Annotated in this window: 20 protein-coding genes; 7 read left to right on the top strand and 13 right to left on the bottom strand. The window is 37.3% G+C overall.

Going from position 1 to position 22628, the window contains the following annotated elements:
• Positions 1 to 53: 53 nt before the first annotated feature.
• The gene (locus BM207_RS13765; RefSeq protein ID WP_090995301.1) at positions 54 to 398 is read right to left on the bottom strand and encodes a hypothetical protein; all 345 of its coding nucleotides are present in this window, start codon (positions 396 to 398) and stop codon (positions 54 to 56) included.
• Between the two features lie 66 nt (positions 399 to 464).
• Between BM207_RS13765 and BM207_RS13760 the strand changes: the two genes are divergently transcribed.
• On the top strand, positions 465 to 1478 hold the full coding sequence (locus BM207_RS13760; protein ID WP_090995299.1) for a Gfo/Idh/MocA family protein: 1014 nt from the start codon (positions 465 to 467) through the stop codon (positions 1476 to 1478).
• 13 nt (positions 1479 to 1491) lie between these two features.
• Here the strand turns inward: BM207_RS13760 and BM207_RS13755 are convergent, their stop codons facing one another.
• From BM207_RS13755 to BM207_RS13725, 7 genes are all read right to left on the bottom strand, one after another.
• Positions 1492 to 2481: an alpha/beta fold hydrolase gene (locus tag BM207_RS13755; RefSeq protein WP_090995297.1), complete on the bottom strand. Its 990-nt coding sequence runs from the start codon at positions 2479 to 2481 to the stop codon at positions 1492 to 1494.
• A 156-nt stretch (positions 2482 to 2637) separates the two neighbouring features.
• Positions 2638 to 3510, bottom strand: coding sequence for a hypothetical protein (locus BM207_RS13750; protein ID WP_090995295.1), 873 nt, complete (start codon positions 3508 to 3510; stop codon positions 2638 to 2640).
• Between the two features lie 4 nt (positions 3511 to 3514).
• A complete protein-coding gene (locus tag BM207_RS13745) occupies positions 3515 to 3889 on the bottom strand; it encodes a GntR family transcriptional regulator (RefSeq protein WP_090995290.1) in 375 nt (124 codons plus the stop codon).
• An 18-nt stretch (positions 3890 to 3907) separates the two neighbouring features.
• Positions 3908 to 4720 carry a hypothetical protein gene (locus BM207_RS13740; protein ID WP_143095958.1) on the bottom strand — a complete coding sequence of 271 codons (813 nt, stop codon included), beginning with the start codon at positions 4718 to 4720 and terminating at the stop codon, positions 3908 to 3910.
• A gap of 13 nt (positions 4721 to 4733) precedes the next feature.
• Entirely contained in the window at positions 4734 to 5561 is an 828-nt protein-coding gene (locus BM207_RS13735) for an ABC transporter ATP-binding protein (RefSeq protein ID WP_090995285.1), read from the bottom strand.
• Positions 5562 to 5816: 255 nt separating this feature from the next.
• Positions 5817 to 8114, bottom strand: a complete 2298-nt coding sequence (locus BM207_RS13730) for a TonB-dependent receptor (protein ID WP_245768117.1) — start codon at positions 8112 to 8114, stop codon at positions 5817 to 5819.
• 62 nt (positions 8115 to 8176) lie between these two features.
• Complete coding sequence (locus tag BM207_RS13725) at positions 8177 to 8518, bottom strand: hypothetical protein (RefSeq protein WP_090995280.1); 342 nt, start codon at positions 8516 to 8518, stop codon at positions 8177 to 8179.
• 64 nt (positions 8519 to 8582) lie between these two features.
• Between BM207_RS13725 and crcB the strand changes: the two genes are divergently transcribed.
• From crcB to BM207_RS13710, 3 genes are all read left to right on the top strand, one after another.
• Positions 8583 to 8957 (top strand): fluoride efflux transporter CrcB, encoded by a 375-nt coding sequence (gene crcB / locus BM207_RS13720; RefSeq protein WP_090995278.1) that lies wholly within the window; start codon positions 8583 to 8585, stop codon positions 8955 to 8957.
• A 61-nt stretch (positions 8958 to 9018) separates the two neighbouring features.
• Positions 9019 to 9672, top strand: a complete 654-nt coding sequence (locus BM207_RS13715; protein ID WP_090995275.1) for a TetR family transcriptional regulator C-terminal domain-containing protein — start codon at positions 9019 to 9021, stop codon at positions 9670 to 9672.
• A 6-nt stretch (positions 9673 to 9678) separates the two neighbouring features.
• Positions 9679 to 10977 (top strand): ABC1 kinase family protein, encoded by a 1299-nt coding sequence (locus tag BM207_RS13710; RefSeq protein ID WP_090995271.1) that lies wholly within the window; start codon positions 9679 to 9681, stop codon positions 10975 to 10977.
• On the opposite strand, the gene BM207_RS13705 is transcribed toward BM207_RS13710, so the two are convergent.
• Both BM207_RS13705 and BM207_RS13700 read right to left on the bottom strand, forming a co-directional pair.
• A complete protein-coding gene (locus tag BM207_RS13705) occupies positions 10974 to 13751 on the bottom strand; it encodes an outer membrane beta-barrel protein (RefSeq protein ID WP_090995268.1) in 2778 nt (925 codons plus the stop codon). The genes BM207_RS13710 and BM207_RS13705 overlap by 4 nt on opposite strands.
• A 111-nt stretch (positions 13752 to 13862) precedes the next feature.
• Positions 13863 to 14462: an LEA/WHy family protein gene (locus tag BM207_RS13700; protein ID WP_090995266.1), complete on the bottom strand. Its 600-nt coding sequence runs from the start codon at positions 14460 to 14462 to the stop codon at positions 13863 to 13865.
• 140 nt (positions 14463 to 14602) lie between these two features.
• On the opposite strand from BM207_RS13700, the gene BM207_RS13695 reads away from it, so the two are divergent.
• Both BM207_RS13695 and BM207_RS13690 read left to right on the top strand, forming a co-directional pair.
• Positions 14603 to 16987 (top strand): PIG-L family deacetylase, encoded by a 2385-nt coding sequence (locus BM207_RS13695; RefSeq protein WP_090995261.1) that lies wholly within the window; start codon positions 14603 to 14605, stop codon positions 16985 to 16987.
• A 129-nt stretch (positions 16988 to 17116) separates the two neighbouring features.
• Positions 17117 to 18829, top strand: coding sequence for a sodium:solute symporter family protein (locus BM207_RS13690; protein ID WP_090995258.1), 1713 nt, complete (start codon positions 17117 to 17119; stop codon positions 18827 to 18829).
• A gap of 13 nt (positions 18830 to 18842) precedes the next feature.
• Here the strand turns inward: BM207_RS13690 and BM207_RS13685 are convergent, their stop codons facing one another.
• Positions 18843 to 19679: a DUF2911 domain-containing protein gene (locus tag BM207_RS13685; protein ID WP_245768116.1), complete on the bottom strand. Its 837-nt coding sequence runs from the start codon at positions 19677 to 19679 to the stop codon at positions 18843 to 18845.
• 149 nt (positions 19680 to 19828) lie between these two features.
• Here BM207_RS13685 and BM207_RS13680 point away from each other — a divergent pair, with 149 nt between their 5' ends.
• Positions 19829 to 20644, top strand: a complete 816-nt coding sequence (locus BM207_RS13680; RefSeq protein ID WP_177217125.1) for an NAD(P)H-binding protein — start codon at positions 19829 to 19831, stop codon at positions 20642 to 20644.
• Here BM207_RS13680 and BM207_RS13675 read toward each other — a convergent pair.
• Both BM207_RS13675 and BM207_RS13670 read right to left on the bottom strand, forming a co-directional pair.
• Positions 20625 to 21071, bottom strand: coding sequence for a KTSC domain-containing protein (locus BM207_RS13675; protein WP_090995251.1), 447 nt, complete (start codon positions 21069 to 21071; stop codon positions 20625 to 20627). The two genes, BM207_RS13680 and BM207_RS13675, sit on opposite strands and share 20 nt — an antisense overlap.
• A gap of 153 nt (positions 21072 to 21224) precedes the next feature.
• Positions 21225 to 22544 (bottom strand): alpha/beta hydrolase, encoded by a 1320-nt coding sequence (locus BM207_RS13670; RefSeq protein ID WP_090995248.1) that lies wholly within the window; start codon positions 22542 to 22544, stop codon positions 21225 to 21227.
• Positions 22545 to 22628 lie beyond the last annotated feature (84 nt).

Raw genomic sequence — 22628 nt, 5'->3', positions numbered from 1 at the left:
TATAAACGTAAAGCCCTGTTACAATTGATTTTGTGCAGGGTTTTTGCGTTAAGCTAAGAATAAATATCCTCGAAATAAGTAATCGCTAAACCTTTAAGTAATAATTCTTGCTCCATGAGGGCATAGGAAGGAACAGGTTTAACTAACTTCCAGTGAGGCCATCCATCTTGGTCTAGCCCTTCTAATTCGTAAAAACCCATTTCACTTAATAACCTACAAGTGGCAATATGCATTAATTCTTCTTTCTGACGCTTACTATACTTACCAGGACCTTTACCTAGTTCTTGCACACCAATCAAAAATAGGATTACTTTTAGATCTGGCGTATCGGAATCAAACTCAGTTGAGATTTTATCCTGTAATAATTTCCACTTGGCATGTATTTCTGCTGGTTTCATGCTACAAATATACTTTTATGACAAAGAGTTTAACGCACATATAAGTCAAATTTTTAGCTTTGTTATATGAACACTAAAATCAACACTGGCTTACTGGCTTTCGGAATGTCTGGAAAGGTATTTCATGCCCCTTTTGTAGATGCACATCCTGGTTTTAATTTGCATGCCATTACCGAGCGCAATCATAAGCTGGCAAAAAAGGATTACCCGTCCATTGTCAGCTACAATACTATTAATGAGTTGATAGCCGATGAAACCATAGACCTGGTGATTATCAATACCCCAAGTTTTACACATTATGAATATGCTAAAAAAGCGCTATTAGCTGGCAAACATATCTTGGTAGAAAAACCATTTACGGCAAAATCTTCTCAGGCAAAGGAGCTCTTTGATTTAGCGAAAAGTTTAAAAAAGAAAGCCTTGGTATATCAGAATAGAAGGTACGATAGTGGCTTCAATGCTGTAAAAAAAGTAATTGAAAGTGGAAAATTGGGAAAGTTAGTCGAAGTACATTTTCGTTATGATCGATATCGAAACGAAATTGGCCCAAAATACTTTAAGGAAGAACCATATGAAGCAAGCGGTTTATCATATGATTTAGGACCCCATTTGTTAGATCAAGCTATTAATTTATTTGGGAAGCCGGAAAAATTCCATAAAGTATTGGGGAAACACCGTGAGCATACTAAGGTAGACGATTACTTCACTATACACCTAAGTTACCCGAATGATTTAAATGTGTTTTTAACCGCAAGTATGCTGGTAGCAGAAATTAAAGATGCATTTGTGGTGAATGGCATGATGGGGTCCTTTAATAAAAACCATGCCGATGTACAAGAAGAGCAATTGTTGAGAGGAATGAAACCTACTGACGACGCTTACGGGATAGAAAATCCGGTAGATGCGGGTCGGTTAACTTTGGTAACTGACAACGGGGGCAGGACCACAACCATTACTCCATCAGAAAAAGGCGATTATATGGGCCTATTTGAAGCTGTTTATCAAAACATCATAAATGAGGTAGCTTATCCTATCACCGAGGAAGATATTATTGCTCAACTCGAAATACTGGAGTCATAGTGTAACCGCTGTATTAAAGGCTTCCCAACAGGGCAATCAAAAACTCGGTTGGGGCCTCGAGGTGTGGGATGTGCCCTACCCCATCGAATTCAATCAATTTCGCTCCGGGTATTTTTGCCGCGGTTTGTTTGCCTAATAATTTGTACTGTCCGTGTTGTGCCTGCACAGCCGGACTCAATAGCCCTTTCCCGACAATTGTTTTGTCTTCCTTGCCGATAAAAAGCACCGTAGGCACTTCGAGATTTCCGAACTCATAAACTACAGGTTGCTCATAAATCATTGTAAATGTCATCGCAGCTACTTTTGCCCACCGCGGATAATCGGGACTTAGGGTAACTCCGCCGGCAATACGAACCAATTCATCATATTCGGCTTTCCAAAGGGTGAAATATGAGTTTCGATAGTAGGCTTTGATGCTTTGCGCTGTAGCTTTCAATTCAGTTTCGTACTGTTTTTCTGTATTCACATACGGAACAAAGGTTTTATAGTCTTCTAAACCAATTGGATTTTCTAATAAAAGTTTCTCGGTCCTATCTGGATAACGCAAAGCAAAGCGTGTAGCCAGCATTCCGCCCATAGAGTGCCCCAGAACAATAGCTCTTTTGACGTTTAAGGAATCCAGCAGCTCCTTATTCCATTCGGCCAGTTGGTGGAAACTATAGTGGATGAAAGCTTTTGTTGATTTACCAAAGCCGATTTGATCTGGAACAATCACCCTGAAGCCCGCATTACTCAGCGCTTGTATGACATTCGTCCAATAATATCCGCCGAAGTTCTTCCCATGAAATAACATTACCGTTCTGCCTGTCGACTTTGACACTGGGACAATGTCCATATAAGCCATGGTAATGTCCTGTCCCTCAATTCTGATATCCTTATAGGCGATAGGATAAGCGTACTTAACGCTTTCTAAAGTAATTGATAGCGTATCTTGCTGTTGTGCACTAAGGTTAAAACTTAATGAGATCAGATAGATGAAAAAAGGATAAAGAAATTTAGGCATAGCTACATCGTTAGCTTACATTAACAAATAGCTACGCCGTTTTGTGTTAGTTTAGCCTATTAACCAGCGAAATGCTAACACTATTATGATTAAAAATATCATAGTTTTTAAATTTTTAAGACTTACGAAATCGGAACTTCGTAAGTCAATGCAATATTATTTTTTTAGTAATTGTTTCAAATTAACAACTGGCATTTCCACTATATTTTGATCCGCTAAACTACCAGAACAATTGCTTACCATAACATCAGAAACAGTAACCTTCGCCTGTGGGCTTCCCATAGTATTTAACATTAAATGTTCAATCTTATAGCTTTTATCATCTTCTCGGTCGCCATCTGTACCACCAGTAATAGCAATCTCCTTTCCCCCAGTCGAGGTAACGGATAGATTACCATAAGAAGACTTTTCGCTGCTAAAAGAAGTATTTTTCGCATCCACTGTTAACGAATTAATCACTTCGTTGAAAACCGAGATTACTTGAACGTCATTTGCAGAGATGCTAATATGTTTAGTGTCTTTCGCAGAGCCGAATTCAATTTTCTCAATCTTATCCCCAATTACATTTAAAGAATCTTGCGATACCGTTAAAATTAATGTTTCTGCTTTTGCAACTGTTAAAGTTTTGATATTTGGTGCGTAGACGATAATTGTGGCATAACGATTTCTATTCTTTTCTTCTTTCGGCTTCACATCAATGCTTAATTTGCCGTTTGCCTCCACTTTAAAGCTAATCATATCTTTTATTTCGGCAGGCACTTTTACTCCATATGCATCGTCGGCAACTAAGCGGATATTGATTCGATAATCCTGTCCGTTTAATATTTCAACTGATGAAAATGCTGTCACACTACTGGCCGTCATTCCCGGATCTGGAGATTTAAAGGAATTGTTGTCATACACGACATCTAATTTATCGCCTCTTTCTCCAACCCTGTAATTTACTCTCGACACAATTACCATCCCTAAAAGAGGGATTAAGATCAATGATGATGCAAAAGCGATTAATAATTTATTACTTAATTTCATGTCTTTAAGGATTAAAAGTTTCTTTAACAAAAGAGTTGTAACGGGTTTCCAGTTCATCAAACCCAATATTTAACAGGTAAACATTTCTAAAAACTACTGGAAGTTCTTCATCCATGAATTGTGTTTTGCGGTAGCTTTTCACATTGGCTAACGCTTCATCGGACACAAAAAATCCTACTCCTCTTTTATTATTAATTATATTTCTATTCTGCAGTAAATCATAGGTGCGCATTACCGTGTTTGGGTTAACTTCAAGTTCAACGGCTAGCTCTCTTACTGACGGCACTTTCTCATCCACTTTCCATTTTTCTAGAAGAATATGTTCACAAACATATTCTGCGATTTGAAGGTATATTGCCTTATTATCTCTGAATTCCATATCTATACCAATTAAAGTTTAAACCTCTTTTTCTTTTAAGCGTACATAAGTAATGCTCCATACAATTGCTGTTAGCAGTAACATGAGCGAGAAAACGGCTAACTCTACCCAAAATTTCCGATCATCCATATTACCATTACCATGATTAACCGAAATTCTTCCTTCAAATAATGCTTGTCCCGCTTTCACAATAATAAAAGTCCAAATTCCTGAGAAAATCATCAATGAAATAGCTGTTTTAATGTAATGAAAGCGATTGAAGTAAATAGAACCCAATAAGAATAAACTCGTCACAAAAAATGGAGTCAAAACAAATATCGATTTAAACTCTCCCGGGTTATTCTTGCTAAAGAAATACCGAATACTATCAACCGCATGAGTTGACTCTTCAGCGCTAACTGGTGATGTACTATGATACATGCTTCTGAGCTTACTCACAAAAGCTAGATCTGTTAAGTAAAATATGACCAAGAAACTTATGGTGCTTAATACCGCCGTAAAAAGAATACCTGTTAAAAACTTCTCAAATGTCGATGCCGGTATCATTAAATCTATAATTGCCTTCGGTTTTTGGCCCAAATGCGCAAAATAGCTACTTGCAATAACTGTAATAAATAAGAACCCAAATATTAAAAATAATGGCTCTCTAAAATGCAATAATCTTTCAGAAAATGGATAATTTTCAGCGATAGTACTCCATGTAGCGAAACCATAAAAGGTGATGATAACACCAAGTACAACCGCCAAGGTAATGAGGTAAATCTTTCCGAATTCTAACCATTGTCTCTTCAACAAAAGACTAAACCGATGTATGCTAAATGTATTGTTCATGTCCGTTTAAGATTTAGTTAAAAATTGGTTTCAATTTATTTTTTTCAGCGAGCACTGCATTAAATAGCAATTCGATATCAAGTTTACTATCTTCCTGATGATAGTTTTGCAGAACGGCATTAAAACCTGCTAACGATGGTTCTGAATAAATTACCGTTTCATCAAGTTCTTTAACTCGTTTAAAACATAGTTTATTGGTAATTTCTTCAACCGATGCTTTTAACGCAATGCTACTTTCGTCGAGCATAATTACCGTATCTATCAAATTATCCAAATCCCTAACTTGGTGGGTTGAAATAATAATGCAGCGATCCTCAGTTAAAACTGAAGCCATAATTTTGCGGAATTGTGCTTTTGAAGGGATGTCCAATCCGTTGGTTGGCTCATCCATGATGACTAATTTAGCTTGTGTTGCTAAGCCAAATGCAATGATCACCTTCTTCTTCTGGCCGTAGCTCATGTTAATCAATTTCTGAGTAACCGGAATGTCAAACTCAGCCAGTAGGGCTGTAAAATAAGCATGGTCAAAATCTGGATAGAAGGCTGCATTCGCTTTTACAAAAGCATCAATTTTAACCGAGGGAAGATAAAATTCTTCCGGTATAAAACAAATTTGTTGTAACAAAGCAGGTTGTCTCTTAGCTGGATCATAACCCATTACATCCATAGTTCCGCTTTGCGCGTACACTAGTCCCGCCAGGTTTTTTAATAAACTCGATTTACCAGCGCCGTTTTTTCCCAGTAAGCCATAAATATGACCTGCACTTAATTGCATGCTCATATTTTTGAACAACAGTTTGCCTTTGCTGTAACCAAAATTTAGGTTGTTAATTTTAATCATACTCCACTGTATTAGTTAAATAATACACTAAAGTATGACGATATTTTGTAACTACCAAATTTTTTGTAAAAAAAGATTTAAAAAGGTGGAATTGAGGTTGAGGGTTAGGTGCCTCGTAAAGAAAACAATAAGCTCGTCATTGCAAGATGTTGCGGCGCATGAAGCGAAGCAACCTCCATCTAGCGTTGCGCTTTAAAGATTGCTTCTTACCTCGCAATGACGAGCTAGATTCAGGTGAGCTAAAGATCAGCAGACCTAAAGCGGCACGCTGATTCCGAAACTCATATTTCGGCCTTGATTATAAATCCCTTCCGGCTTATATCTGCTTAAATGATTAAAATAAAGCTTATCGGTTAAGTTCTGACCAGTTACCCAAACATTAATTTTACCTTTTTTAACTTTGAACGAAGTGCCTACCCCTACGTCTAATAATGTATATCCATTAGTCTGGGTTTCAAAGCTGTCGAAACGGCTTTGTTTGAAAACGTTAGTTAGTCCGATTTTGAAAAAGCTATCGTGTAATCCTTTAAGCGTAGGTTCAAAACGTATTTCGTTGTTTAAACTTGCTGCAGGAATAAAAGGCAAGGGTAAATCATTCGCCCGATTTGTTCCTTTTACATAAGCAAAGGTATTTTCAAAGTGAATAGCTTTGATCAGGTGAAAATCAACCGAAGCCTCACCACCAACTAAATCGGCGTCCGTTTGCACAAAACGATAAACGGGTAGGCTGGTGCTTATGCCGTCTTCGTCAGTAAAAGGTGTGGTCTCGTTATTAAAATTACCGGGATATATATAATTATAAATACGATTACTGTATGCATTTAACCCAAAGGTGATATGTTCGGCTGTGTATTCTAAGCCTAAATCAAATTGTGCACTGGTTTCTTGCTTTAGGTTACTGTTTCCAATTTCGTATCTAAAAGTCCCTTCATGTCTGCCATTAGCCCCTAGTTCTGCAATGTTTGGCGCTCTAAAGCCTGAACCTGCATTTGCCCTAAATACCAGGTCTTTGGCTACTTCGTATGAAATTCCGATCGAACCAGAGACATTTGAGAAATTATTTTCAAAAGGCTTGAAGACTTGTTCCCCATCTTCTGTTAAATCTTTTCCCGTTACTGTTTTATAATCATAACGCAAGCCGAAGTTAACCGCACCTTTTGTAAAATTACGTTTCAGATAACCAAAAAAACCTATGTTGTTGCTGTTATAATCAGGTATAAGATATTCATCGCCATTATTCACGTTATCCTGGTACATACCTTGTAAACCAATAGTTGGCTCCCACACGCCTTTATTAGCGAACGAATACTTCACATCATAGGTATATGAATTGAGGTTGAGGTGCAAACCTGGAGCATCTTTACTTTCTTCAAACTCCTTACGGATATTCTTCTGAAATGCAAAATTGCTTTTTAATTGTCCCCCACCCAACAAAACATTACTACTTAGCACGGCTCGGTAATGGTTAATATTTTGATAAGGAAGAACAAGTTTCCGGTTTCGGGCATCATGCTTAGTGATCAGATTTCCATCTTCATCGGTAAAATTTCCGTCATCATCCGGGCCCTCTTCTACTAATCCGATATTTGTGTTAAACCTAGATAAATTTAAGTGGGTATAACCCCATGCTTTATTTAAGCCGATCATTCCACTGGCATTTGTCTCATTAAAACCAGCATTGGGAACTGTTTTACCTGCGTAACCAAACCCATAAGCGTTTTTATATGATACCCTTCCGCGATACACCAAACCATCTGTATTGCCCTGCATCATTAAGGAAGAGGCAGACAAGCCATTGTTTGTGGCGTAATTGGTTGTAAAATTTCCATTAAAATCGCCCTCCGCAGGAACAAAATCTTCAATGATATTGATTACACCACCTAGCGCATCCGACCCGTATAATAAACTTGCAGGTCCTTTTAAAATCTCTATTCGTGCTGCCGAAAATTGATCTACTTCTACCCCATGCTCATCACCCCATTGCTGGGCTTCTTCTCTGGCACCATCAATAATTGTTAGCACACGATTATATCCTAAGCCTCTGATAGTTGGCTTAGAGATTGCTCCACCGGTGGTAACTTGAGAGATACCAGGTACTTTTGAAATTGCATCTATTAAATTTGTGCCTCCCGCTTGCGTTAATTTTTCGCGGTTAACAGACACAACTGCCAGACTATTGGTTTTATTATTTGAGCTAAAAGGAGTACCTGTAATAACCACTTCGGCACTTTCAATAACCGCTTGCTGGAGTGAGAATTTCAAACTCTGAGCATCTGTTAGATCTATCAACTGAGAAATTGTTTTATAACCAACATAACGCACCTCTATTAGGAATTTCCCCTTTGAAGGAAGGTTTTTTATTAAAAATTCCCCATTGGCGTTACTAATAGTGGTTGCTTTTAAATCAGCAATATAAATGGTAGCCCCACTTAGCGGTTCATTTGTGGTGGCGTCGATTACTTTTCCCTTAATTTCTGCAAGGTTGCTCGCAAATAAAGGATTAACAAAATTAATTAATAATATCGCGAATATAAGGCGCACTTTCTTCATCATTATTTTCTTATAAATATGGATTAAACAATAGCTTATTTCATAAGCTCCTTGCTTATGAATCTTTAAGAAAATATTTGCGTTGGGGGACCCCTTAAGGAAGTTGAAATTAATGCTGAATAGGCGTTGGTATAAACGACAACACTCGTTATTACATCTTCGCTTTGCAGAGGAATAACTTTAATTTTTGCTGAAGCTGTATAGTTTTTCTCAAAATGTGCTTTACAGATTAAACAATTCTCTTGCTGAGTTTTGAAGTGAAATTTATGCGTACAATGCTTCTCAACTGGCTCAACACGCACTTCTTCGTGAGAGTGCATAGCGCTCCAAGGGGTAATAGCTAGGGAAAAAACCCATAGCATTATACCGGTTAGAATCTGGTTAATATGTAAGCGTTTTGTTTTCAATTAATCGCAAACCTAAGCAAATAACATAAATTTCATACATTTGGCATTGTAACATTGCGTTTATATGATTAAACAATTTGTATTAGTTGGTTTGGGTGGTGCTCTTGGGAGTATGCTCCGTTATGGAACCTCGTTGTTAACGTCCAGGTATTATGTAAATATTTTTCCTCTTGCTACCTTTATCATCAATATTTTAGGTTGTTTCTTAATCGGCATTTTACTAAGCTACTTTAGCAAAAACAACAGCTCCGGTCTTCAACTCCTGCTAATCACTGGCTTTTGTGGAGGATATACCACATTCTCTACCTTTTCCGCTGAAAACATTGCGCTCTGGCAAAGTCAGCATTACTTAACCTTAATTGCCTATACGTTAGGAAGTATTATTCTTGGTTGCTTGGCTGTATGGCTCGGACTGTCATTATTTATTGCAAAACAATGATAAATAAAGCGTTAAATTTGAAACTAGACAATCAAATTTTACGTTTTTAAACTAAAAAGAAATGGCAACTGCGGCACAAATCAAAAAAGGCTATCTTGATTATGTTTTAACACATGATGAAAAGCCCAAATCCGTATATAGTTTTGTTAAAAAACTTAAGCTTAGTGAGGCTGATTTCTATGCTTATTATGCTTCCTTTGAAAGCATTGAGAAAATGATCTGGTTTGAGCTAACTGCAGAAACAATTAACGAGATACAACAACAGGAAGTATGGGTACAGTACTCTTCGAGAGAGAAAATGCTGTCTTTTTTTTACAGTTATGTAGAATTGTTAAAGTCGCAACGAAGTTTTGTTATATATAGCTTAAAGAATCACGGAAAACGGCTATCAACTCCGGATGTATTAAGCGGGGCAAAACCAATTTTCGAAAGTTTTGCTGAGCAAATCATCAATGAAGGACTAGAGAGTGGCGAACTTGCGGACAGGAAATTTTTCAGCAAGCGCTATAAAGATGCGCTATGGGTGCAGTATGCGTTTATTTTAAACTTTTGGATAACGGATGATAGTGAAGGTTTTGAAAAAACAGATGAAGCCATTGAAAAAGGCATCCAGGTAACCTTCGATTTATTCCAACGTTCGCCAATTGACAACCTTTTTGAATATGGAAAGTTTTTAGCCCAAAACGGCAAATTAAAAGAGAAAATGGGGTTTTAGCCATATATGAAAACACAAGAAACCATGCCTACCACTAAGGTAGAACGCTCTGCTAAGTTTGTTAAAACAGGTTTTCAGATTGGCGGGAACTATATCAAACACTATTCAAAAAAAATCTTCAATCCAGAGCTTAGTCGTGATGAGTTAAATGAAGACAATGCGGCCGATATTTATAAGTCATTGAGCGAGCTAAAAGGTTCTGCCTTAAAAATTGCGCAAATGCTAAGCATGGATAAGAATATTCTTCCAAAGGCTTACGTTGATAGATTTACACAATCTCAATATAATGCACCACCGCTATCTGGACCGCTTATCGTAAGAACATTTACCAAAAGCTTTGGCAAAACACCAGAGAAAATATTTGATCATTTTAACATTAAATCTACTCATGCTGCTTCTATTGGACAAGTTCATGAAGCGCAATTGAATGGAAAAAAGCTTGCTGTTAAAATCCAGTATCCAGGTGTTGGGGATAGCATTTCATCCGACCTAAAATTAGTAAAACCTTTTGCTTTCAGGTTATTAGGTATGAGCGAACAAGAGTTAAATATTTATGTCAAAGAAGTAGAAGAGCGCCTATTAGAAGAAACGGATTATGAGTTAGAAGTTCGTCGCTCGATAGAATTTTCCGAAGCTTGTAAAAATTTAAAAGATGTAGTATTTCCGACTTACTACCCTGAACTTTCCAGCAATAAGATTATTACGATGGATTGGTTAGAGGGTATGCATTTAAGGGAGTTTTTACAAACTGAGCCTAGTCAGGCACTCAAGAACAAAATCGGACAGGCATTATGGGATTTCTATAATTTTCAACAGCATGAATTAAGGGCGGTTCACGCCGACCCACATCCAGGGAACTTTTTAATTACCAAAGACGAAAAGTTGGGCGTAATCGATTTTGGATGTATCAAAGAAATGCCTGACGATTTTTATAAGCCATTTTTCTCGCTAACGTCGACCAGCATGTTCAAAGATAAAGAGGCAACGATTAAAGCTTTTCGCGAATTGAAAATGATTTTACCGAACGATAGTGAAGCGCAAATCGAGTTTTATTATAAGTCATATAAAGAGATGATTAGTTTATTTGCCAAGCCATATGTGACCAAAACGTTCGATTTTAGCGAAGAAGGGTTTTTCAATGACCTTTATCAATACGGAGAAAAAGTTACTAAGATGCCCGAATTTAAACAAGCGCGGGGTGTAAAACACTTCATATATGTCAATAGAACAAACTTTGGCTTATATAACATCTTACACGAACTTAAAGCCACAGTTAAAACCGATACATTTAAGCCTCATGTTTAAAATCTAAACATTGTTTCCCGTCCCCCAACTTTACCACCGAAATTCTGAATATTATAGGTTAAGGTAAATAAACCATGACGGCCCAGGTTATTGGTTCTTGTATCTCTAATAAAATTTTCACTAATATTTAAATATCTTCTGGTATTTGCATTTAGAATATCATTGAAGCTGCACTTTAATTGTAGTTTATCATTTTTCATGAAAAGAAAAGTAACTGCGGCGTTCCAAAGCTGAATGTTATTGTTCATACCTGCAACGGACTGTGTATTACGTTGCAAGCGATAGGTAGTTTCCCAAACAATTCGTTTAGGTAAACGAACAATTATTTCGCTATCGCTGTTATGCTGCCGGTTGCTCAGATCGGTAAAGAAGTTGTCTGAATAGCTACTCTTACTAAAATCGACACTATATGTTTGGCTCAATTCAACTTTATCATTAAGGTTCAGTCTTCCACCTACCCGGGGGCCGAATGTAAAAATATTCGTATGGCTCCTAATATTATTTACCCTTACTACCCCCCGGGTATAATTAGACCAAAATCCTGTATTGATGTTAAATTGCCTTTTACTGCTTTTAAAATCTTTTGATAAATTACCATTGGCATGAAATTGCCAAATTCCATCCTCATTTACAGGCGAAGAAGTTTGCACTCCATCACTACCTATTATTCGTGACATGATGACACCATCATTTTGTACACTTCCGCCCAAATAAGCATTATAGCTTAAAGTTCTTTTAGTATCATACTTATAGATATTAAGGTTTATTTGATGCGTTTTAGAAGGACGCAGATTAGGATTACCATTTTGGATATACAAAGGATTGGTATTATTAGCTACTGGCTGTATATAGCGAACATCTGGCTCTCTAAAAGATGGCGAATAACTAAGGCTAAGATCTTTATATCTAATTGTTAGCTGAGGAGCAAAGAATTGAAAATGTTGCTCAAAGTCAGCATTGGTATCAAATTCATTTTGAAGGTCTATGGTATTAAACACCAGCCCTGGCTGTATATTGAGGCTCTTATTCACCTTCCATCTCAAACTTGCCCTGTTGTTGGTTTTATATCCTCTCTGCATAACCGTTTCTGAGAGCGTCGGAATAGCTATATCATAAGCCTGGTTATTAGGGTTTTTAAAGAAAGTAACCAATGAATTCTCATTATTGATGTAATTGCTATTGGTAGCAATATTTAAAGTCAAGGACTTAGTTATCGGTTCATTATAGTTGGCATTTAAGTTAAGATTGAAACTATTGATGTTATTGTCTCTTAACTGGTCGAGTAAGGTATTTGAGGGAGGTGCATAAAAATTACTATTATTTAGGTTAAAGTTATCGGTTAAATTATCTCTTTGGATTACATTCAACGTAACATTCAAAGATCTGCCCGTTTTTCTAAAATCCTTCCATAAATTAGCAGAAAGGTTATATTCAGTATTATTACCCCTGAGTACCGAAGTATTATCTCCATCATTTACCAATTGACTTGTGGTGTTCAGCGTTTTTGTTTTAAGATTACCATTATTTCTGGAGAGATTAATACTCACATTGGGCTCGATGGTAAGCGTGGTGAGGCTATCTAGTTTAGCTTCTATTCTTGTCCCAATATTGTGGGTATAACTTTTATTATTTTGTGTAGAATTCGTATTCGTAAAAAGTCTGTTAGCACCAAGTGTTTGCTCCGCATCTACCAGCTGTTCAATGCTATTATTGCTATGTCCGAAAAAATATTTCCCATTAATCTTAACGCCCTTTTTTGTAAGCGTATTAAAATTAGCTCCAGAGCCTGCAGATTTTTGAACACCTCCCGACATTGGCCCACCAAACGAGATACCATTCAAAGCAAATCCTCCTTCAGAATTCACCATCATCGAGTTTACACCCGATCTTGAAAACCCTCCTATTCTCATGACTTCATTCATACTAAAACCAGGTTTATTTACATTATTACCATAGCCTAGGATGCTTACTTGCGTAGTATCTCTAAAAAAATTCATGATGCCCCCAACTTCAAATAATTCTCGAGGACCGGCACCTCCGTATATTTTACCAAAAGCACCGCTCTTGATAGCTTTTTTAAGTTTAAGGTTAATTATCTGCGGTATATTTCCTGCCAATATATCTGGGTCCCTGCGTTTCGCCTCCACATCATCATTTACCTGAATTTTGTCGATGATATTAGCTGGAAGATTTTTAGTTGCAATTTGTTGATCGCCTCCGAAGAACTCCTTTCCATCTACTAATATTTTACTTACCGCCTTCCCATTTACCTGGATCGACCCATCAGCAGCAACCGCTACACCAGGAAGTTTTTTTAATAAATCTTCCACTACTGCACTTGGTAAAGTTTTAAAAGACTCGGCATTGAACTCAATTGTATCTTTACGTACAATAATTGGTGGTCGTTCTGCCAATATTACCACTTCACTTAAATTATTCGTGCTTGATGGTAGCAATAAGTTCCCTAAATTTACTTCAGGGGAAGCAGCACTGATCCTTACCGCTTTTCTTAAAACACTATATTGCCACGCATTAACTACAATCCGGTAATCTATATCTACCTGAAGATTTGGAATTTTAAACACCCCCTTGCCATCTGATAATTTATAGGTAGTAAGTACAGAATCTCCTTCTTTAAAAACAGAGATAGTTGCATAATTCAACGTGCGTTTTTGATCGGCGCTATCTAATAGCACGCCATGAATACTTCCCTTTTGGGCAAATGATGTGGCAACTGACAAAGTTAAGAACAGGGCAAGTAGTAAATTCTTCATAAATAGAGAAGTACGGGTGTTAGGTTTATAAAAGCTTCGGTTTCACATGTCTGACGCAAACATTTGCAAAATGTGACAAGTGTTTCAGAAATGTGACGAAGTTTTCGTAGCCTACAGAAGAATTTTGTTGCTCACTTCTTTATCAATGGTAATATAGCCTGGGTATTTAACTAATTCGTTGCCAACCCGGATAGAAGGTTTAATTTTGACGGTAACTAAGCCTACCTCAGTTATGCCGTTTGAGGCCCCAGTTAAGAATTTACTGATATCCTCAAGTGTTTTTCCGTTACTTAAGAACTGGTAAATATTGGCATTCAATTGAACAGGAACTTGTATTTTTTCTCCAGCCTTTATTTCAATCACCTGATCAACCACACCATTTGCAATCTCTTGTTTATTGATTAAAATTATATAATCGAAATTGTTGATCGCTGCAGTTTGTGTAGACGGATTAGTGATTTCTACATTGAGGTTGGCTCTTAGAGGAATATCTTTCCTTAAAAATCCTAAAGCTAGTGAAGGTAGATTAGCTAAATTGATGGTCTGCTGATCTACAATTTTCTTAATATCCGTTCCGGCAACGGTAATATTATTTGCGCTAATAAACTTATACTCACATTCTTCTAATGCCTTAATTTGCTGAGCCTGCTTATTAATACCACAGCTAGATAAAATGAGTGCCAAAATGCTATACAAAACTAATTTGTTCATAAGATGATAACGTAAAGAGGAAGGTAAAGGTATCAATTATTTAGTTAATCGGTTAATCGATCATACGTAGTTAACCAGTTAAACAATTTATACAGCTAACCAAATAAATTTTCTTTATTTTAGACCAACTAAATGAAATTATGAACCTTAAAACATATTTAACTGCCATTTGCGTTTATTTACCAATTCTATTAAATGCACAAATGCAGCAGATGAATGCTGGAGAGATCGCAGCGGGTATAGAGAAACTAAGTGTTAAAGGTAGCGCACTCTACATCGCCGCACATCCAGATGATGAAAACACTAGATTACTAGCCTATTTAGCGAAGGAGTTAAAAGTTAGAACAGGGTATTTATCTCTAACGAGAGGTGATGGAGGACAGAATTTAATTGGCAATGAACAAGCAGAGCTCTTAGGCTTAATAAGGACGCAAGAGTTATTAGCTGCGCGTCGAACCGATGGCGCTGAGCAGTTTTTTACCCGCGCTAATGATTTCGGATTCTCTAAAACGGCTGATGAAAGTTTCAAAATCTGGGGAAAAGAACAGATATTAGCTGATGTAGTATGGGTTATTAGAAATTTTAAACCAGATGTAATTATTACCCGTTTCCCTGAAGATTCAAGAGCCGGTCACGGCCATCATGCAGGTTCAGCTATTTTAGCTAAAGAGGCTTTTTATGCCGCTGCCGATCCAAAACGTTTTCCAGATCAACTTAAATATGTAAAGGTTTGGCAAGCCAAAAGAATAGTTTGGAACACTTTCAATTTTGGAGGTACTAATACAACCTCGGCCGACCAATTGAAGATAGATGTCGGCCTATTCAATCCTGCTTTAGGAAAAAGCTATGGAGAGATCGCGGCTATTAGTAGAACCAATCATAAAAGCCAAGGATTTGGCTCTGCACTTCAACGCGGTGAATCATTCGAATATTTTAGCCACGTTGCGGGCGAACCTGCAAAAACCAGTCTTTTTGATGGCATTGATATCAAATACAAGGGAAATGTACACATTAATCCGGCAAATGCACTTCAAGAACTTTTAGTGCTTAAAAAGCAAACAAAAGACGGAGCGTTTAATCATCAGTTATTAGATGAATTGATTTTGAACAGCGCCGGAATTTGGGTAGAAGCCAATACACCAGAAAATATGTATGCTTTTGGCGATTCTATTCCCATTAGGATCCAAGGCATTGTCAGAGCAAAAACAAATTTTCCATTAAAGGTATCTTTAATTATTGATCGTCAAAAAACCATCGTCCTTGAGCCAAATAAGTTAAGCGCTTCAGACTATAAAATTGCAGCTACGGAAGCCAATTGGACTCAGCCGTATTGGCTTAGAGAAACTCATGGTATAGGCCAATTTCACATTGGAAACCAAGCACTTGTAGGCCATCCAGAAAACCCTGATCAATTAAGCGTTAAGCTCAAAATAGTTATAAATGATCAGAGTGTTGAATTGAATTGCCCCGTGGTTTACAAATCTACAGACCCAATTAAAGGAGAAAAGTACCAACCATTGGTTATCGCTCCAAAAGTTACCGCAACATTAAGTGAAAAGGCTTATATTTTCAACAGCAATCTGCCCAAAACGATCAGCGTACAGCTTAAAAGTTTTAGTAATTCCACTAGCGGCTTCGTTAATCCACAGTTGCCTACAGGGTGGAAGAGCAATCCCGAAAAAGTGGCTTTTACTTTAGCAAGAAAGGGCGATGAGCAAACCATTAATTTCAGTATTATTCCCAGCAACGAAGCACAGCGTGGAAATTTAAGTCTACAAGTAAATACAAATGGAACAGTAAGTGATCGCGGATTAAAAATCATCAGTTACGATCATATCCCCAACATTACCGTTTTTCCTCAAGCGATAGCAAGTGTAGAAAAAATTGATCTGAAAATTGTTGGTAAACGTATTGCTTATATAGATGGGGCGGGCGACTTAGTAGCTGATGCGCTTAAGCAGATTGGTTATGAAGTTACCCATTTAAATGAGGCGCAGATATTGGCGAGTGATCTTGCCGGTTATGATGCTATTGTTACCGGAGTTCGATTATATAACATCAGCACAGAGGTTAAAAATATACAGTCAAAATTATTGAGTTATGTAAAAGACGGAGGAACTTTATTAGTTCAATATAATGTAAGTAATGGTTTAAAAACCCAAAACATTGGCCCGTATCCTTTTAAATTAGCTAACAAAAGAGTAACTGAGGAAGATGCTAAGGTTAGTTTTCATAGTCCCGAACACCCTGCACTGAACTATCCGAATAAAATAAGTCAGAGAGATTTTGAAGGTTGGGTGCAAGAACGCGGGTTATATTTCCCAACTGAAATCGATTCCAAATACAGTAAGATTTTGAATATGAATGATACAGGAGAACCGGCCTCGGACGGCTCTCTAATTATTGCTGACTATGGAAAGGGCAAATTTGTTTACACCTCTTTGGTTTTCTTCCGAGAGCTACCTGCTGGCGTACCAGGAGCCTATCGTTTATTTGCAAACCTATTAGCCCCAAAACAGCCTTAAGATGACACCTAAACCACCCATAAATGAATTGCCCCCTTTCGTAAAGACTTGGAAACAATTCTATATTTTACTTATCTTTTGGCTAGTCTTACTAATTGCTATTTTTTATACATTTACTAAGTACTACGAATGAGTAACATAGATTGGGCTGTTTTAATCATTACATTACTCTCGATTGTAGGTTACGGAGTTTACAAGAGCAAGGGATCTCAAAGCATGGATTCTTATTTGCTAGGCAATCAAAGCATGCCTTGGTATACAGTTTGTCTTTCTGTAATGGCTACACAGGCAAGCGCTATTACATTTTTGTCTGCCCCTGGCTTAGCTTATTCTTCCGGCATGAGTTTCGTTCAGTTTTATTTTGGTTTGCCATTGGCGATGATTGTACTCTGCATTACTTTTGTCCCCATTTTTCACCGTTTAAAAGTATATACCGCGTATGAGTATTTAGAACAGCGGTTCGACCTAAATACGCGCGCATTTACGGCATTTCTATTTTTGATTCAACGGGGTTTATCTACTGGAATTACCATTTATGCCCCCTCTATTATTTTATCAACTATCCTTAATATAGACACTACTTATACGACACTATTTATCGGTAGTCTGGTTGTTTTTTACACCGTATATGGAGGAACGAAGGCAGTTTCATATACCCAACTTCTTCAAATGAGTATTATCTTTTGCGGTTTGTTTGCGGCGGGGATTATGGTTGTGCATCTATTACCTGGTGATGTTAATTTTGGCAAAGCAGTAGCCATTGCAGGTAAAATGGGACGGACAAACGCAATTGATTTTAGTTTCGATTGGAATAACCCTTATACCGTTTGGAGCGGTTTAATTGGAGGATTTTTCTTGCAGCTTTCCTATTTTGGTACCGATCAAAGTCAGGTAGGCCGCTATCTTACCGGCGCCTCTGTAAGTCAGAGTAGACTGGGCCTATTGATGAATGGTTTGGTAAAAATACCCATGCAATTTTTGATATTGCTAATAGGCGTGTTAGTTTTCACCTTTTATCAATACAATAAAGCACCTTTATTCTTTAACAGCTACGAATTAAATAAGCTTGAAAAAAGCCCCTATCAAGCTGAGTTGAAAAAAATAAAAGCTGATTATAACCAAGTTTTCGAGCACAAAAAGCAAGAGGTAATTAAACTTGAACAAGCTTTAGCTTCAAAAAATAAAACTGCAATAGATGAACAACGTATCGCAGTTAAAAAAGCGGACGAAGATACCAAGCTGATCAGACTTGACTTAACCAAGTTGATGTTGAAGAATGATGAAAATGCTGCGGTAAATGACAATAATTATATCTTTTTGAGTTTCGTGACCGATTACCTTCCAAAGGGATTAATTGGATTGCTTATCGCCATTATCTTCCTAGCCTCCATGGGATCCACGGCCAGTGCATTAAATTCCCTCGCTTCTACCAGCGTTATTGACATTTATAAAAGGCTCATGAATAAAGGAGCCAGCGATCAGCACTATGTTAAAGCTTCACGCTGGGCAACAATTTTGTGGGGAGTGGTTTGTTTAGTGATGGCGTTATTTACCAGTAAAATCGGTAATCTGCTAGAAGCAGTTAATATTTTAGGGTCGTTTATTTACGGAACAATTCTAGGGGTGTTTGTTGTTGCCTTTTACTTTAAAAACGTGGGTGCAAAAGCAGTGTTCTGTGCGGCCATTTTAGCAGAGATCATTGTCTGTATTTGTGGTTTTATGCAAGTAGTGGCCTATTTGTGGTTAAATGTAATAGGCTGTTTGTTGGTAGTCATTTTATCGTTAATAGTACAAAGGTTTATGCGCAAAAAAACCGTTCCAAAAGCTGAAACGGTTTTTTAATTAAACTTTTAGGCTACTTTTTAGCTTCTGCTAATAATTGGGTATTCAAACGAATATATTCATCGTTTTTAATTTCTGTTGCAATATCAATTCCAGACTGGGCTGTTGCTTGCGCTCCTGCTTTATCCCCCATTTTCAACTGAACTCTTCCTTTCCATAACTTCACCCATGGAGCTTTTGGATCAGCTTTTTCTGCTTCATTCATCCAATTTAAAGCTGTTTTTAAATCTTTACCGTTCTCGAAATAATATTGTGCAGCCTGAAAATAAGGTTTTTTATCGCCTTTCATGGCTGCATCTATACCTGCCATTACTTTTTCATCTACCGATGTACTTAGATTAATAGCTACAGCAGTGTTTTCCCACATAAGGTGAAGTTGCGCTGTAGTAGGTTTAACATTCGCAAACTGAATTGTGAAGGTCTCCATGCTTTCTTTCATAGTCATTGGCTTAACCGTGAAACGTGCAAAATCATCAGCTGCGTTGTAGGTATAGGCTCCCCATGTTTTTGAGGTCTTACTCAAAATAACTGTCCATGATGTTTTATCAGGTATGGTAAACAATCCGTATTCTCCAGCTGGGATATCTTTACCCTCAATCGTTACATCATCAGAAAATTTAATTACAGTTGCTGAATTTGCTCCAGTACGCCATACCTTACCAAAAGGTTCTAATGCACCAAATATCTTACGTCCTTTCATATTAGGACGCGAATAGGTTAAGGTAATTTTTCCTAAACCAAAATCTTGAATAATGGTTTGTCCACTACTTGCTTGGGGCATTTTAACGCCCTGTGCATTACTTTCGGCCTGCAGGCCAAGTACTACAACTAGTAATACTATAGATCTCATAATTGCTTTCATATTTCTTATTTAGTTTTAAGTTAAAATTAACATATCTTATTCAATGTTAATAAATTCACTCCTGTAGTTTGTCATAAAAAAATCAATTCGCCGATAAATCTATATTTGTGTTTATCTTGGCCGTATAAATTATTGCCTTGAAAAAAGAAACAATAAGCATTTTAGGTTGTGGCTGGTATGGCGTAGCATTGGCAGAAGCACTTCTGGCAGAAGGCTATATCGTAAAAGGATCAACCACAAACGCACACAAGATTTCACAATTGGCCGATTTAGGTATTGTCTCTTTTCTGCTAAATCTCGCGGACAAAAATGAACAATTTAATACCGGTTTTTTTAGATGTGATGTGCTGATCATCTGCATACCCCCACGAAGAAATAATGCTGAGGCTGCGGTAGATTATGTCTCTCAAATCAGGAATATTGGAACAATTGCGACTACGGAGCGCGTGAAAAATATAATACTAATTAGTTCTTCCGGTGTTTATGAGGATGGGAATTTTATTGTAAACGAGACGAATAATCCAACACCAACCAGTGAAACGGGAAAATCATTATTGGCTGCCGAAACGTTTTTAAGAAACCATCCTGACTTTGTAAGTACAATTATTCGCTTTGGCGGATTAATCGGTCCGAATAGAAATTTAGCCAGACATTTTGCTGGTAAAACAGGCATAGCGAATGGCCTTGCACCTATTAACCTTATACATTTAACAGACTGTATAGGTTTAACCTCCACTATTTTAAATACAAAGAAATTTGGTGTCGTCTATCATGCCGTTTGTCCAGACCATCCTACCAGAAAAGATTTCTATACCAAGCTGTGCATCGAATCAGGATTTGAACCACCTGAATTTATAAACGAGTTACAGAATTGGAAACAAATAGAAAGCGTTAATATCCCGGCTGTTTTAAGCTATGAATGGAAGATCCGCTTTATGCAGTCGCAAGCTTAGCTACGTTTCTGTAAGGATATTCATTAAAAATGTGTCTCCTCGCAAATCTACCTGGGGAGTCGGCATTAACCAATTTGATATAAACCGCTCTGGGCACATCAAAATATTCGTAGCCACTACCATCAAAAAAATCGATGCGCAGAATTTGATCTTTAAACTGAAAATCTTGAATATTAGATAAGGTTGTCGTTTGGATGTATTCATCTTTAGCATGCGCTAAAGTTTCAGGAGCGATACTTACCAAAAATGTATAGGCTTCAATAATCTCTTTGCTCTTTATTTCGGCAGCTAACTGGCTTTCGGCACTTTCAGAAAATTTATCCGGATGCCAATCTTTCATTAAGCTCCTGTAAATACTCTTAATCTCCCTTAACTCGGTAGCCTTTGTAACCCCTAATGTCTTTCTATAATCTCCAACTTTTTTCATTCTGTTCGCATTTAGTCAACCCATTCGGGATTCATAAACTATTTATACTTCATTGTTTATGAAAGGATTGCAAAAATTCGATGGCAAGACAACAGTGAAACAATTTTTGTGCAAAGGTACAGACTTTTAAAGAGAATTACAAGCCTTCGGGGATTATTGGCTCATCGGTTTCCCCTTAATCCACAATGCAATATCATCAATTAGTTTCTCCGAAACATTTGCCGGGGTTTTATATTGAGCAGATGTTCCTTTTTCCGTCTGCACAGCTAACAAATGGTTTAATTCAGGATAGAACTGTAGATTCACGTTTTTCTTTTTACTCAAGGCGGCATCCCATAAGTTAAAATCCTTTTGCGTCACCTGAAAATCATTTCCCCCTTGAATGATGAGGATCCGTTTATTAAGTTTCTTTGCGGTAGCAATCTGATCATAATTATTTAAATTTATCCAATACGAAGCTGGTAAACCAATGATGGTCGAATCAGGTTTCATATTACCCAATTGAGTTAGCCTACTCCGTTCTACATCAATTAAGATCTCATCTAACTGCTTTTTTACCGCAGCGGTAGTGTCTTTCGCTAAATCGAAAAAGTACTTATTTTGTTCAATGATGATATCGGTCAGCTTTCTGGCAGGTGCCGCAGCTAATATTATTCCATTTAGCGATGGAGATAAAGTTGCTAACTGTGGAGCTAGCATACCTCCTAAACTATGTCCTAACAGATAAATATTTTTCTGATCAACGCCGTTGATAGTTTTCGCTAATGCAATGGCAGCTACGGCATCATCAATTACCTCTTCTTTTACAGTAAATGCTTTATTGAACTGGTTTGCATATAGCAGCGTTCTTTTAACATAGCGAACAGAGCCAATACCCTTTGCAGCAAGGCCGATGGCTAAATCTTTAAATGGTTTATTAGCTCCAATGGTTTCATCCATATCGCTAGGTCCAGAGCCGTGAACCAATACAACCATCGGAAAATTTGTTACGTTTTTAGGGGTAGTCACAATTGCCGCTAACTGTTGGTCCTTTGAACCTAAGTATGCCGATTTCTCTTGGTATTTAGTGGTATCTGAATAACTTGGAGGTGTATAAGTTGCGAGTTTTGGAGGCATATAAAGACCTACCAATTTCTCAGATTTATTGAATCCTAAAATAAAGTTTTGATCATCATTTTCGAATTTACCTTCCACAGTTACCGAAAAAAATTCGCCTTGCACCCTGCTGCCAACTGCTTCGAGCATTTTCACCTTACCTAATTTGCTTTTAATGCTTTCCCAAATCTGCTTTAAATTTTCGGGCGAAACTTTAGCTTTCTCGGCATCGTCAAAATACATATGCGCAGAGTCATACTTAGCTTCTTCCATATAATAGAAAAAGTTATTTGCTTTGTTAAACAAACCAATTACATTTTGCGAAAATGCCACTTGGCTTATACAAAAGAGCAGCGCTAAAAAAAAGATCTTCTTCATAACATTATATCATTCCACATTTTGTGAAACTCAAAGTTAATGATAATTGAGACCTTTTATTGTTAAAAATTGTGAAATCACCGA

Origin of the sequence: Pedobacter insulae, from assembly GCF_900113525.1 — a bacterium.
Classification (GTDB): Bacteria; Bacteroidota; Bacteroidia; order Sphingobacteriales; family Sphingobacteriaceae; genus Pedobacter; species Pedobacter insulae.
Note: the sequence above shows the minus strand (reverse complement) of the source record. Positions and strands in the feature narration are given on the sequence as shown.

Coding starts and splice junctions, on each gene's coding strand:
- BM207_RS13765 (WP_090995301.1), bottom strand. CDS start 398: ATGAAACCAGCAGAAATACATGCCAAGTGGAAATTATTACAGGATAAA.
- BM207_RS13760 (WP_090995299.1), top strand. CDS start 465: ATGAACACTAAAATCAACACTGGCTTACTGGCTTTCGGAATGTCTGGA.
- BM207_RS13755 (WP_090995297.1), bottom strand. CDS start 2,481: ATGCCTAAATTTCTTTATCCTTTTTTCATCTATCTGATCTCATTAAGT.
- BM207_RS13750 (WP_090995295.1), bottom strand. CDS start 3,510: ATGAAATTAAGTAATAAATTATTAATCGCTTTTGCATCATCATTGATC.
- BM207_RS13745 (WP_090995290.1), bottom strand. CDS start 3,889: ATGGAATTCAGAGATAATAAGGCAATATACCTTCAAATCGCAGAATAT.
- BM207_RS13740 (WP_143095958.1), bottom strand. CDS start 4,720: ATGAACAATACATTTAGCATACATCGGTTTAGTCTTTTGTTGAAGAGA.
- BM207_RS13735 (WP_090995285.1), bottom strand. CDS start 5,561: ATGATTAAAATTAACAACCTAAATTTTGGTTACAGCAAAGGCAAACTG.
- BM207_RS13730 (WP_245768117.1), bottom strand. CDS start 8,114: ATGATGAAGAAAGTGCGCCTTATATTCGCGATATTATTAATTAATTTT.
- crcB (WP_090995278.1), top strand. CDS start 8,583: ATGATTAAACAATTTGTATTAGTTGGTTTGGGTGGTGCTCTTGGGAGT.
- BM207_RS13715 (WP_090995275.1), top strand. CDS start 9,019: ATGGCAACTGCGGCACAAATCAAAAAAGGCTATCTTGATTATGTTTTA.
- BM207_RS13710 (WP_090995271.1), top strand. CDS start 9,679: ATGAAAACACAAGAAACCATGCCTACCACTAAGGTAGAACGCTCTGCT.
- BM207_RS13705 (WP_090995268.1), bottom strand. CDS start 13,751: ATGAAGAATTTACTACTTGCCCTGTTCTTAACTTTGTCAGTTGCCACA.
- BM207_RS13700 (WP_090995266.1), bottom strand. CDS start 14,462: ATGAACAAATTAGTTTTGTATAGCATTTTGGCACTCATTTTATCTAGC.
- BM207_RS13695 (WP_090995261.1), top strand. CDS start 14,603: ATGAACCTTAAAACATATTTAACTGCCATTTGCGTTTATTTACCAATT.
- BM207_RS13690 (WP_090995258.1), top strand. CDS start 17,117: ATGAGTAACATAGATTGGGCTGTTTTAATCATTACATTACTCTCGATT.
- BM207_RS13685 (WP_245768116.1), bottom strand. CDS start 19,679: ATGAGATCTATAGTATTACTAGTTGTAGTACTTGGCCTGCAGGCCGAA.
- BM207_RS13675 (WP_090995251.1), bottom strand. CDS start 21,071: ATGAAAAAAGTTGGAGATTATAGAAAGACATTAGGGGTTACAAAGGCT.
- BM207_RS13670 (WP_090995248.1), bottom strand. CDS start 22,544: ATGAAGAAGATCTTTTTTTTAGCGCTGCTCTTTTGTATAAGCCAAGTG.